Consider the following 12,678-nt stretch of genomic DNA (forward strand, 5'->3'; position numbering starts at 1 on the left):
CGAAGGGAAGGGACATATTCATGAAAGTATCAACCGAATGGTTGTCGGATTATATATCTTTGGACAATGTAGTCGCGGAGGAATTAGCTGAGCAGATTACACGCTCCGGCATTGAAATTGATTCTGTGGAGAAGAGAAGCCCAGGCGTGAGCCAGGTCGTAGTGGGTTACGTGAAAAGTAAGGAAAAGCACCCCGATGCGGATAAGCTTAATGTATGTATTATAGATGCGGGGCTCGGTGAGGACCTTCAAATCGTATGCGGCGCAAAAAATGTGGATGCCGGTCAAAAGGTACCTGTCGCTCTTGTAGGCGCCAAGCTTCCAGGTGGTCTTGAAATCAAGAAAGCCAAGCTGCGCGGTGTAGCCTCCCAAGGGATGATCTGCTCCGCCAAGGAACTTGGCCTGAATGAGAAGTTCGTACCGAAAGAGCAGCAGGAAGGTATTCTCGTACTCCCGGAAAATACTGAAATTGGGGTCCCAATTAACGGAGTGCTCGGTCTGGATGATAAAGTACTTGATTTTGATCTGACACCGAACCGTTCGGACTGCCTTAGTATGCTTGGAGCAGCTTATGAAGTTGGCGCTATCCTCGGGCGGGAAGTGAAGATTCCTGAGCCGGAGAAGAAGCTGATCGAAGTCTCTGAAGCCGCTAGCAATCACGTCTCTGTTCATATCAAAGCTCCGGAGCTTTGCAACCATTATGCAGTTCGGTATTTCTCCCACGTGAAGATTGCTCCTTCACCACAGTGGATGCAGAATCGTCTTGCAGCAGCTGGTGTTCGTCCGATCAACAACATTGTCGATATCACGAATTATGTGATGATGGAATATGGTCAGCCTCTGCATGCTTTCGATGCGGACCAAATCGCAGGCGGTTCCATTGGTGTACGCCAGGCTGTAGAAGGTGAGACCCTGGTAACTCTGGATGGTCAAGAGCGTAAGCTTGAGGCGGGTGCTCTACTAATCACAGATGGTGAGAATAAGCCAGTTGGCCTAGCTGGTGTAATGGGTGGTCTAAATTCCGAGGTAACGGGAGACACCGTCAATATTATTCTGGAATCGGCTCATTTCGATGGTGGCAGCGTCCGCAAGACCTCCCGTCAGCTCGGCCTTCGCTCCGAGGCTTCCCTTCGTTTCGAGAAAGAAGTTGATCCGAACCGGGTCATTCCTGCTCTGAACCGGGCTGCCAGTCTGATCGCGCAGTATGCCGGAGGTGCGGTACATCAAGGGATTGTTGAAGCCGTAATTAAGACACTGGAAGAAAAGAAAATTACGCTCTCACTTGCCAAGCTTAATGGTTATCTGGGAACAGATATCTCCATGCTTGAAGTCAAGGCGATCTTCACAAGGTTGAATTTCGAAAGTGCTGAACGTCAAGGAGAGATTGAAGTACTTGTTCCATCACGCCGCGGAGATATTACCCGCGATGTGGATTTGATTGAGGAAATTGCTCGTCTGTATGGATATGCCAATATCCCTACAACCGCAATTGAGGGACCAACAACAGCGGGTTCATACACCCGGGAGCAGTTCCTTCGTCGCAGCCTTCGTACGCTGTTAACACATGGAGGCTGGCAGGAAGTGATCAGCTACTCGTTCACGTATGAATCTTCTGTGGGTCTGTTCCCGACTCTATCCGAAGGAAGCCGTGCTGTAAAACTGGCTATGCCAATGAGCGAGGACAGAAGTGTGCTTCGTACAAGTACCCTTCCACAGCTAATCGATATTGCAGCTTATAACCGGAATCGCAAGCAGGAGAATTTGTCCGTGTTTGAGATCGGAAGTGTATTCTGGACGGATGAGGATAAGCTGACCAGACAGCCGCGGGAACTCCCTGTGCTAGGTTTTCTGCTAACAGGTCTTCGTCAGGAGAAACAGTGGAATATCCAGGCCGAGAAGGTGGACTTCTTCGATCTGAAGGGCGCCATTGAAAGTGTGACCGAATATCTGGGGCTTCATGACAAGGTGTTTTATGAAGCTGATTGTCCAGAAGGCTTCCATCCGGGGCGCTCGGCTTCCATTTATCTGAAGGCCGGGGAAGATAAAGTTCGCATCGGGGTACTTGGGCAGATGCATCCGAACCTGCAGCGGGACAAAGACCTGGAGGATACTTATGTAGCGGAACTTCTACTGGAACCTCTCTACCAGCATGCAGTAAGCAATATTGAGTACAGCGAGCTGCCAAGATTCCCTTCAGTAGAGAGAGATATCGCAGTGGTTGTGGACAGTGGGGTCGAAGCCGGAGCACTGATTCAGGCGATTCAAGCTACCGCGGGCGAACTGCTGACCGCCATTCAAGTCTTCGACGTATTCACTGGCAGCAAATTAGGAGAGAACAAAAAGAGTGTGGCCATCTCCATGGTATACCGCCATAAGGACCGTACATTGACCGAAGAGGATATTACGACAGTACACGATCGTGTACTTGAGGTTTTGGAACAAACTTTTGCCGCGGAGCTTAGAAAATAGCAGGAAATTAAAGAAGTCACATCGAATCCTATAGCAAGCAAGATTCGATGTGGCTTTTGTACAAATCACACATCTTGGGCCAGACAGAAGAATTGAAGGAGGTACTTGCTTTGACTAAATCCGATCGAACCAGTGTAACCGTAGAAATTTACGGCACTTCTTATAAAATTGTCGGCAGCAGTGCTGAATATATGAAACAGGTTGCCCGTCAAGTTAATGACCGCATGCATACCATAGCGAAAGCTCACACGCACTTGGATATTCCGCGTATTGCGGTTCTTGCCGCGGTTCATATGGCGGAGGAAGTTGTCAAGACGGATGCCTTGGAGCTGGAGCTTGCTTCCGTATCTGATCAGAAGAGGGTACTTGAGGAGAAGCTTAATGCTCAAGGTAATCTATATAATGAGCAGCAGATTAAGCTTGGCACCCTTCAAGAATCCTTCAACCGCCTTCAAAGTGAAAAGTCTGGGCTTGAAGAATCATTGAAGAAATCTAATGAACTGCTGAAGGATAAGGACAAAGAAGCCAACCTTCAGACTGCGCGGATCCAGGAGCTTGAGAAGCAGTTAAGCAGCGAGCGTGAAAGCCGCAGCACTCTTCAGGAGAAGCTTAGAACAACAGAACAGCTCTTGAAGAAAGAAAAAGAAGACCGGGCCAAATTGGATGAACAGTACAAACAGTCTCTTCGCCGTGAAGAAACTTCAGCTGTGGAAATCAAAAAGCTTAAAGAAAACTCGGCTTTGCTAGAAAGTCAGCTTAATCAATCGCTTGAAGCCACGGCGGCTGTTCAGAAGAAGGTTACAAGCCTGCAGGGTGCTCTTCAGGAGGCTAAATCTCTTGAAGAACAATTACGGGCAGAGGCGGCTTCGTCTGCTCAGGAAGCTGAGTCCAGACAGAAGCTTGCCGAGAAACGTCATGAACAGATTAATCGCCTTGAAGATGAGCTATTGGAAGCTGCGGAGACTAACGAGGCTTTAGAGCAAGGGCTGCGAACTTCACAGGATGAAGTTGAGTCATTGAAAGAGCAGCTGAATAAGGACAAGGTAGCCAGCAAGGAAGTAGAGGAAGAGTTAGCTTTGGTACAGGAGCAGTATAGTTCTCTCAAGGCTTCCTATGAGAGTACGCTGCGCCGTGAACAGCAGTCCGAAGAAGAGATGCAAGAGCTTAAAGCCGAAAGCGATAAGCTGAAACGGCAGCTCCTTGATCTTCAGGAGCAGCTTAAGCAGAATATGGACTTGGTACAAGAGAGAACCAAGATTCTGGAAGAGGCAGAGAATCGGGAACTGGAATGGCAGATTCGCTGTGAGACCGCCGAGGAGCAGTATAACGCACTTCGTGAAGCGGAGGCGGTTCTGCGTCAGCAGTTAGACGAGTGGCAGCAGCAATGTGCCGCAGCGGGAGACACCGCGAATTTACTCGCTGAGGAGAAGTCCAGTTTAGTCTCGGAAAGAGATGAACTGGCTGGTCAGCTGGAGGAGATCGGCGGGCAATTCGAACTGATATCGCATGAATACCGACTGCTGCAGACAGAACGTGAGATGGAGCTGGAGCGTATCCAGAAGATTCAGGAAGAGCACGCGAAGCTAAAGGAAGAATATGCGAAGCTCCAAATGGAGTACAATGAGTGGATCGAGCTGATTGAACAGGACCAGACCTGATAGGATAAGTCATATAGAAAAGGACAGCATCAGTATGCTGTCCTTTCAAATTATTCAACTACGATTTTGGCTACCATCTGACTATGCCCTGTACCACACATAACCGAGCAGGCAATATCAAATTCTCCAGCCTCAGTTGGAGTAACCACAGCGGACTCGTGCTCGCTGTCGAGCTGAAGATTTAGCTTAGGAATTAATACGCCATGATTTCCTGATTCGTTCTTGAATACAATTTTGACCGGAACGTCTTTCTTTAAATGATACACTTGTTGATCGAATTGATAATTAGTAGCTTTGATAACAAGTTCAGCTTCGGGGGTCACATTGGACTCACCGGCCGAGCTATTGTTAGCTTGCTTGCTGCCGCAGGCGGATAGAATCAATAGGAGCATAGCTGAAAGCAGAATTGCGATTGTCTTTTTCATTGGGATCCCCTTTTCGTTAAATTCAATTACAGCACCAACAATATAATAACTCAAAAGAGGTAGAATAGGCGATAAAGGCTATGAATGATTCGTGAACTTCATAGAAAGGGAACCCCAAACATTCCATTTGGTAAAGCTGTAGTTCAAGCAAATTGTAAGCTGGACATTGAAGCAGAATAAGAGATATAATTCTTTCAAAACATACTAAAAGTAGGGGATACACATCAATAGCGGTCGCAAGCATCCGGGAATCAGATTGACATGGAACCGAAGATTGATGAATGGATACTGGGGTTCAGCAATCATACTGCTTGCTGCTCAGTGGATACTATTTGAAAATCATTCAACTTTGTCCCCTGGCATCTACGAGTCGACATTTGACCTAAAATATCTGATTTCGGATTTTATAATTTTACTTACCTTGATTGTAAGCGAAATACTGCTAAGAACCCGGCAGGAGCATGTAGAGAGAATCGTACTGGTCTGCGGGCTTAGTGTTAGTTATTTGGTATTTTATATCCTTTTTCCGTTTCTTAATGGAGCGGAAATTGTACTCATCTTACCGATACTGCTCTCCCTTGTCTATTTCAGTTGGAGTGCCTTGTATAGCTCAGGATTGCTCAGCCTTATGTTTTTGTGCCTGAATTATTTATTTGTACACCCGAATAATCAGGGAGATGACTGGTTTGGATTCCTAATGGCTGCCATCTATATCATTCTGGTTTTACTGATTGGGCGGGCAGTACTGGCACGCTCTCATGAGCTCAGGAATAGCATGGAGACCCTAGTGAAGTCAGAGCAGAAGCTTATTGTGGAGAAGGCAATTTCAGATAAGCTCATCAAGATTGATGCTTTGACGGGACTATATAACCATAAAACCTTTCATGAATATCTGGAGAACCTGATTTTACATTGTGAAACCAATGGGGTCTCTTTGCATTTGGCTTTAATTGATATTGATAATTTCAAGAAAGTTAATGATACCTACGGCCATTGGGTAGGAGATATTGTCCTAAAAGATGCCGCAGGCTGCATTACGGAGTTACTCAATCCGAATAACTTCGCTGCACGTTATGGAGGAGAAGAATTCGCGGTAATCTTTACGGATACCACGGCTGAAGAAGCGGCTGAACAGGCGGAGCAAATCCGCCAGAAGATTGAGAGCCTGCCTTTGTCCCATTCGAGGGAACAGCCAGTTACCGTAAGTATTGGTGTGTGTACCTATCAGCCCGGAAATGGCAAAGAATTATTATTCCGTAATACGGATAATGCCCTTTATACAGCCAAACGAGCCGGGAAGAACCGGGTTGTTTTTCATCAGCCTGCGGAATAATGGAATCTGATCAGACAAAAGAGGCCCCAGTTCCAGGAACTGGGGCTATGTCTAATTCATAGAGAACTGCTGCGATCTAGCGTGAATGGTTGAACGGAGTGGCCTGTGGAGCGAACAGGTCAATAATCCCGATGACCAGGGCGGCAAGCAGAGCCCCGATGATGGTCACGGATACACTCGGAATAATGAACTGTGCGAACCAGATTACTAACGCGCTTGTAAGGAAGCCTACGATTCCCCGGCCAAATGGGGTCACTCGTGTACCGATTACCGCTTCAATAATCCATCCTAGAAGAGCGATTACAATGGCCAGTAGAAGCGCGCTGCCAAATCCGCTAACAGAGAAATGCGGAACCAGCCAACCCACAAGCATCAGAACTAACGCAGACACAATGAAGCGGATAATATGTCCAAAAAATTGCATGAGAATAGAGCCTCCTTTCTAAATGAATTAACCTGCTTCAAATCTCCGGCATTAGGATATACTCTCTGGATTAACTTTATGTGTGAAGAGGATGCTTTTATATACCCTACCGGCCTAAAATGGCGAAAAGCAAATCAGATCGTTTATAATATATGCGTACCCGAGAGGAGTTGTGAACGTCCTTGGACGAGAAAATTTTACAAACCTTAGAATATCGAAAAATCATAAATAAATTGGCAGGCTTTGCCCAAACTTCGCTGGGGAAAGAGCGTGCAGAAAGACTACATCCTGCTACAAATCTCGATGATGTTAAACAGCTTCTTCAGGCCACCGATGAGGCTTTTAAAGTAGATCGGCTTAAAGGGGCCCCGCCCTTTGGTGGAATTGTGGATATAACGATGCCCGTTAAGCGAGCTAGAATCGGGGGAACATTGAATCCACATGAGCTAATGGGGATATCGACTACCCTATCAGGTGCACGTCGTCTGAAGCGTTATATCTTGAACATTCACGAAGAGGAAGAAGTGCCTCTTCTGTATAATCTTTGCAGTGAGCTTAGTGAACAGAAGCCTCTAGAGAATGCCATCAAGCTCTGCATTAATGAGAATGCTGAGGTAATTGATTCGGCCAGTGCGGAACTTGCCCAGATCCGACGTGAGCTGCGCGGAGGCGAGGTGAGGATTAGAGAGAAGCTTGATGCCATGATCCGGTCTTCCTCTGTGTCCAAGATGCTTCAGGATCAACTGATTACCATTCGCGGGGACCGGTTCGTTATTCCAGTGAAGGCGGAATACCGTGCACATTTCGGCGGGATCGTTCATGATCAATCCGGTTCTGGTGCGACCTTGTTCATTGAACCTGAATCCATTGTGGCCATGAACAACAAGCTGCGGGAGACCCGGCTGCGCGAAGAGAGAGAAATCGAGGTTATTCTGCAAAAGCTGACAGCTCTTGTAGGTGAACAGACAGAGCTTCTTCAATACGATTGCGATGTGCTCAGTCAACTTGATTTTATTTTTGCAAAGGCCCGTCTAGCCCGTGAAGTAAAGGGAACGCTTCCCCTGATGAATGATCGCGGTTTCATGAAGCTGAAGAAAGGGCGCCATCCGCTAATTCCTATGGATAAGGTTGTTCCGATTGAAGCAGAGCTGGGTAATCAGTATACCTCGATTATTGTAACTGGTCCGAATACGGGCGGTAAGACCGTTACGCTTAAGACGATTGGTCTTCTGAGCTTAATGGCGATGTCCGGTTTGTTCGTGCCGGCGGAGGACGGGAGTCAGCTCTGCGTCTTTGATGCGATTTATGCGGATATCGGAGATGAGCAGAGTATTGAGCAGAACCTAAGTACATTCTCCAGCCACATGACCAATATCATCTCGATTCTAAGTAAAATGTCTCCGAAGAGCCTCGTCCTCCTAGACGAGGTGGGGGCAGGAACAGACCCGGCAGAGGGCTCCGCTCTTGCTGTGGCGATTCTGGAGCATATTCACTCACTTGGATGCCGGATGGTTGCCACAACCCATTACAGTGAACTGAAGGCCTATGCTTATGAACGGAAAGGCGTCATCAACGCAAGCATGGAGTTTGATGTGAATACACTAAGTCCAACGTATCGGTTGTTGATCGGCGTGCCTGGACGAAGTAACGCGTTCGCGATCGCAGAGCGCCTTGGATTGCCTGGAAGTATTCTTGATTTCGCCCGCGGCGAGGTCAAGGAAGAGGATCTTAGGGTTGAGCACATGATCGCTTCCCTTGAAGAGAACAGACTTGGGGCAGAGCAAGAGCGCGAGAAGGCGGAGAAACTTCGCCAAGAGCTCGAAAGTCTGCGCAGCCAGCATGAGGCTGAACTCGAGAAGCTTGAGCAGCAGCGCGACAAACGACTGGAGAAAGCCGAAACCGAAGCCCGGAATATTGTTGATAAAGCCAGAAGTGAAGCTGAGAAGATTATTGATGACCTAAGGAAGCTTGCCCTGGAAGAAGGGGCTTCCGTTAAGGAGCATAAGCTGATTGCGGCACGCAAGCAGCTGGACGAAGCAGAGCCGGCTAAGCGGAAGAAAGCGGCTGCTGTGCGCAAGGCTGCCAAGCAAGTAAGATCTATTGAACCTGGTGATGAGGTTAAGGTGTACAGCCTGAATCAGAAAGGCCATGTTGTGGAACTGTCCGGCAAGGAAGCGGTTGTCCAACTTGGAATCATGAAGATGAAGGTGGCGGTTGATGATCTGGAGCTGATCCAGCAGGCTTCGGCAGGAGCTGCCGTGCAGCAGCGTACCGTAACGAATCTGAAGAGAACCCGGGACGACCAGACACGGTCCGAGCTGGACCTCAGAGGTGCGAATCTGGAAGAGGCGATCATGGAGGTAGACCGGTTCATTGATGAGGCTTTTCTGAGCAATTTGGGCCAGGTGTATATCATCCATGGTAAAGGAACGGGGATTCTGCGGACGGGAATTCAGGAATATCTCCGTAAACACAAAAACGTGAAGAGCTACCGAATCGGCAATTACGGCGAAGGCGGCACTGGGGTAACTGTGGCGGAATTGAAATAACGATGGAGGAGAATGCCTGTTGAAGGAATCCATTGATCGGCTGCTTGAGTATCCTGTTGGCATGACTTTAGGATTGTTCTCGGTAGCTATACTGGAATTAATCGTATTTCTATCCTGCTTTGAATTCGCGGCCAGGTATAGGTGCTGGAACGAGATCAAGCGTGGAAATATGGCAGTTGCTCTGGCTACGGCAGGTAAAATATTTGGAATTTGTAACATCCTTCGTTATTCCGCAGTACTACAGGGGACCATTTACGATTTTATGACTTGGTCCTTCGTAGGTACTGTGCTGCTGTTCATCTCCTATCTTTTATTTGAATTTGTAACTCCTGTATTTCGGATCGACCGAGAGATTGCTGAGGATAACCGGGCTGTGGGTGTCATTGCCCTGGGGATATCGGTCTCGTTGTCCTTCGTAATCGGAGCAAGTCTAGGTTAACCTGGTCACTAGGATAAAATGTAGAGCGCATTAGGAGGATACATGATAAAGAATCTGGTCCGGGTATTGTTTGTGGCTGCAATACTTTTTATAATCGCAGGTGTCATATTTTTAGCGCGGTCTTAAATTTAACAAGAGGAAGGAATATCTACTATGGAAACGACGGTGTGTCCTTGGTGTCTTACAGAGATTGTATGGGATGAAGAAATCGGTCCCGAAGAGGAATGTCCTCATTGCCATAACGAACTGAAAGGCTACCGTACTCTCCAAATTAACTTGGGAGACGAAGAAGAATATGAGGAAGACGCTGACACAGATGCAGAAGAAAGTCAGGATTCCCTTGGTTTTTGGGATGCTGATGAAGAAGAAAGCTCCGGCGCGGTTCGCCGGGTGAATTCTTTTGCAACTGCAGGTGCGGACTTGCTTGAATATGAATCTGCGGTTGAAAGAATCCTGGGTATGCAGGATGAGGTACCTGAGTGCCCGCACTGCCGGGAATATATGCTCCTTGCCGGTCAGGAGCAGGTGAATGCGAATAGCGGCATGCAGCAGCAAAAAACGCCTCTTCTTAAAGCGCCATATACACTGAACGTGTATGTGTGCTCTTCCTGCTTCTCAGTTAGCCGGGTTCTGTCTGAACCAGACAGGCACCAATTCATTCGTAGTATAACGAATAGCAAGAATCAAGAATAATATGTCTTTTTCATGAACAGGGCCTGCTCAGATTATTCTGAAGCAGGCTTTTTTTGCATCATAAAGTACTGAAGCGGCCATAATATGGGGGTCCATAAACTACCGAGGAGGTAAGACCTATGAACCAAAGTTCGCTTCAGCCACTGACCACCAAAGAGCTGAATTATATTGCAGATTCGATTATGAATGAAGATTTGCTGATTAAGCAGAGTGCTGCTGCTGCGGCCGTGTCCCAGAATACCAATATACAGCAAGCCCTTTCCCAGTATATCCATGCCCACCAGCAACATTTACAGCTTCTTACCGACGCTCTCAAGGAACACCAATCAGTTGCACCAACACAAGCACAATAACAAAGGGAGGAAGCATCTGTGAATAATCAGGTTAATTTGGCCGAACAAGACATTCTTAATACTATTCTTGCTGATCTTAGAAGAACCGCCCGGGAGTATACCACAGCAACAACTGAATCTTCGTGCCCTTCGGTACGTCAAATGTTCAATCAGCTTACGGACGGCACGCTCCGCCTGCAGGGAGAACTGTATAATTTGATGCAGCAAAACGGGTCTTATCAATCACCTGCTAAGGCACCTCGCGAGGAAGTGGACAAGCTGTATCAGCATGCGTCAGAGGCTCAGCAGAAGAGCCGGCAATTCGCTCAAATGACATCTCCACAAGGAAATACTTCCCAGGCTGAACCCACTCACGTGAGCTGAACCGTGCTCTAACCCTTGGGACAGCTTGTTTTCCAGAATCCGTCCTTACCGTGAAAGCTAACACGGAAGGACGGTTTTTGTTTGCAGATGCCCTAAAATCATGTAAGATAGATACAACGAACTTCTGATTTCCCAAGCAAGAAAGGCCTTGGAACAAGGCCCGGGGAACAGGCACAGGAGGTATTATATGAAAGAGCTAAGTGAACTGAAACTTAAAGTGCTGGATCTGCTCCGTGAGGACGCCAGACGGAACCCTGAGCTGCTGGCCACCCTTCTTGGTGCCTCATTGGAAGAAGTAAAGACTGCAATTCGTGAGCTGGAAGAGGAACACATCATTGTGAAATACGCGACTGTGGTTAATTCCAGCAAGCTTGATGACGAGAAAGTTACTGCGTTGATTGAAGTCCAAATTACACCAGAACGCGGACGGGGCTTTGAGGCCATTGCAGAACGTATTTATTTGTTCTCTCAAGTTAAGTCTGTGTATTTAATGTCAGGTGCTTATGATTTGCTAGTCGAAGTGGAAGGACGTAATCTGAAGGAAGTTGCAAGCTTCGTATCGGATAAGCTGTCTCCACTGGAGTCAGTACTATCGACCAAAACTCATTTTATACTCAAAAAATACAAACAGGACGGCATTATCTTCGAGGATCATGAAGAGGATCGTCGTCTTGTGATTTCTCCGTAAAGGAAGTCATGTTATGAATGTAAATCCAGGTCTGAGATCAGAGCAGGAAGTTGGCAAATCGATGAACTCGTACTTGGCACCCCTTGTGCGGGAGATCCAGCCATCGGGAATTAGAAGATTTTTCGATTTAGCAAGCGGCAACAAGGATATTATTACCTTGGGTGTCGGTGAACCGGACTTTATCACGCCGTGGCATGTCCGGGAAGCAACGGTGCATTCCCTTGAGAGAGGATATACCAGCTATACTTCGAATTCAGGAACACCAGAACTCCGTGAGGCGATTGGTCAGTACTTGTATGATAGTTTTCAGGTGAGTTACGAGCCTTCGAATCAAATACTGGTTACAGTAGGGGGAAGTGAAGCCATCGACTTGGCTCTTAGAGCATTGATTTCTCCCGGAGATGAAGTGTTGGTTCCTGCTCCATGTTATCTTCCCTATTCTCCGCTCACCTCAATTGCAGGAGGTGTTCCGGTAGAGATCGGGACCTATGCCAAAGATAATTTCAAGCTAACAGCGGAGAACTTACTGGCGAATATCACACCCAAATCCAAAGTGCTGATCCTGAACTACCCGAGCAATCCAACGGGCGGTATTATGACTTATGAGGACTGGCTCCCGATTGCAAAGGTTGTGGAGGATAACGACCTTATCGTTATTTCTGATGAGATTTATGCGGAACTGACCTACGGCCAGAAGCATGTAAGCTTCGCATCAATTCCAGGTATGAAGGATCGCACGATTCTAGTGAGTGGATTCTCCAAAGCTTTTGCTATGACAGGCTGGCGGATGGGATATGTATGCGCTCATCCTGATCTGATCTATGCCATGCTGAAGATCCATCAATATACCGTGATGTGTGCGCCTATTATGGGCCAAGTGGCTGCTCTTGAAGCGCTCACCAATGGAATTGAGGAAAAGGACCGAATGATCGATTCGTACAATCAGAGACGAAGATTGGTTGTACAGGGACTGCGTGACATAGGGCTTGACTGCCATGAGCCTCAAGGTGCCTTTTATGCCTTCCCTAGTGTGGAATCCACAGGTCTTTCCTCAGACGAATTTGCACAGAGACTGCTGGTTGAAGCTAAGGTAGCCGCCGTACCAGGTAATGTCTTCGGCCTAGGTGGGGAAGGGTTCCTTAGATGCTCTTATGCAACCTCTGTTGCTAATCTGACAGAAGCCATTGATCGTATGGGTGAATTTGTAAATAAGCTGAAACAAGGCTGAAATTACAGAAATTTCATTTTCTAATTGATTACTGGATGATGATCGTGTTATAATTTC

At 47.3% G+C, this 12,678-nt stretch carries 12 protein-coding genes; 10 read left to right on the forward strand and 2 right to left on the reverse strand.

The annotated features are described in order from the left end of the window. The first annotated feature begins 20 nt into the window (after positions 1-20). Positions 21-2,468 (forward strand): phenylalanine--tRNA ligase subunit beta, encoded by a 2,448-nt coding sequence (gene pheT / locus ACRRNK_RS05680; protein ID WP_433945820.1) that lies wholly within the window; start codon positions 21-23, stop codon positions 2,466-2,468. 110 nt (positions 2,469-2,578) lie between these two features. Further along, positions 2,579-4,126 (forward strand): cell division protein ZapA, encoded by a 1,548-nt coding sequence (locus ACRRNK_RS05685; RefSeq protein ID WP_433945821.1) that lies wholly within the window; start codon positions 2,579-2,581, stop codon positions 4,124-4,126. Between the two features lie 50 nt (positions 4,127-4,176). Here ACRRNK_RS05685 and ACRRNK_RS05690 read toward each other — a convergent pair whose 3' ends face one another. After that, positions 4,177-4,551, reverse strand: a complete 375-nt coding sequence (locus ACRRNK_RS05690; RefSeq protein ID WP_433945822.1) for a cytochrome C oxidase subunit II — start codon at positions 4,549-4,551, stop codon at positions 4,177-4,179. Positions 4,552-4,828: 277 nt separating this feature from the next. On the opposite strand from ACRRNK_RS05690, the gene ACRRNK_RS05695 reads away from it, so the two are divergent. Beyond that, complete coding sequence (locus ACRRNK_RS05695) at positions 4,829-5,884, forward strand: GGDEF domain-containing protein (RefSeq protein WP_433945823.1); 1,056 nt, start codon at positions 4,829-4,831, stop codon at positions 5,882-5,884. A 76-nt stretch (positions 5,885-5,960) separates the two neighbouring features. On the opposite strand, the gene ACRRNK_RS05700 is transcribed toward ACRRNK_RS05695, so the two are convergent. After that, the gene (locus ACRRNK_RS05700; RefSeq protein WP_433945824.1) at positions 5,961-6,308 is read right to left on the reverse strand and encodes a phage holin family protein; all 348 of its coding nucleotides are present in this window, start codon (positions 6,306-6,308) and stop codon (positions 5,961-5,963) included. 182 nt (positions 6,309-6,490) lie between these two features. Between ACRRNK_RS05700 and ACRRNK_RS05705 the strand changes: the two genes are divergently transcribed. The 7 genes from ACRRNK_RS05705 to ACRRNK_RS05735 all read left to right on the forward strand — a co-directional run bounded on the left by ACRRNK_RS05705 (position 6,491) and on the right by ACRRNK_RS05735 (position 12,621). Beyond that, on the forward strand, positions 6,491-8,857 hold the full coding sequence (locus tag ACRRNK_RS05705; RefSeq protein WP_433945825.1) for an endonuclease MutS2: 2,367 nt from the start codon (positions 6,491-6,493) through the stop codon (positions 8,855-8,857). A gap of 61 nt (positions 8,858-8,918) precedes the next feature. Next, positions 8,919-9,296: a DUF350 domain-containing protein gene (locus tag ACRRNK_RS05710; RefSeq protein ID WP_433946813.1), complete on the forward strand. Its 378-nt coding sequence runs from the start codon at positions 8,919-8,921 to the stop codon at positions 9,294-9,296. A 153-nt stretch (positions 9,297-9,449) separates the two neighbouring features. Next, positions 9,450-9,989: a hypothetical protein gene (locus tag ACRRNK_RS05715; protein WP_433945826.1), complete on the forward strand. Its 540-nt coding sequence runs from the start codon at positions 9,450-9,452 to the stop codon at positions 9,987-9,989. Positions 9,990-10,108: 119 nt separating this feature from the next. Beyond that, positions 10,109-10,342 (forward strand): hypothetical protein, encoded by a 234-nt coding sequence (locus ACRRNK_RS05720; protein ID WP_433945827.1) that lies wholly within the window; start codon positions 10,109-10,111, stop codon positions 10,340-10,342. A gap of 18 nt (positions 10,343-10,360) precedes the next feature. After that, positions 10,361-10,705, forward strand: a complete 345-nt coding sequence (locus ACRRNK_RS05725) for a spore coat protein (RefSeq protein ID WP_433945828.1) — start codon at positions 10,361-10,363, stop codon at positions 10,703-10,705. Positions 10,706-10,892: 187 nt separating this feature from the next. Next, complete coding sequence (locus ACRRNK_RS05730) at positions 10,893-11,393, forward strand: Lrp/AsnC family transcriptional regulator (protein ID WP_433945829.1); 501 nt, start codon at positions 10,893-10,895, stop codon at positions 11,391-11,393. Between the two features lie 13 nt (positions 11,394-11,406). Then, positions 11,407-12,621, forward strand: coding sequence for an aminotransferase class I/II-fold pyridoxal phosphate-dependent enzyme (locus ACRRNK_RS05735; RefSeq protein WP_433945830.1), 1,215 nt, complete (start codon positions 11,407-11,409; stop codon positions 12,619-12,621). Positions 12,622-12,678: the final 57 nt, after the last annotated feature.

This window comes from Paenibacillus sp. SN-8-1, from assembly GCF_050995535.1.
Classification (GTDB): Bacteria; Bacillota; Bacilli; order Paenibacillales; family Paenibacillaceae; genus Fontibacillus.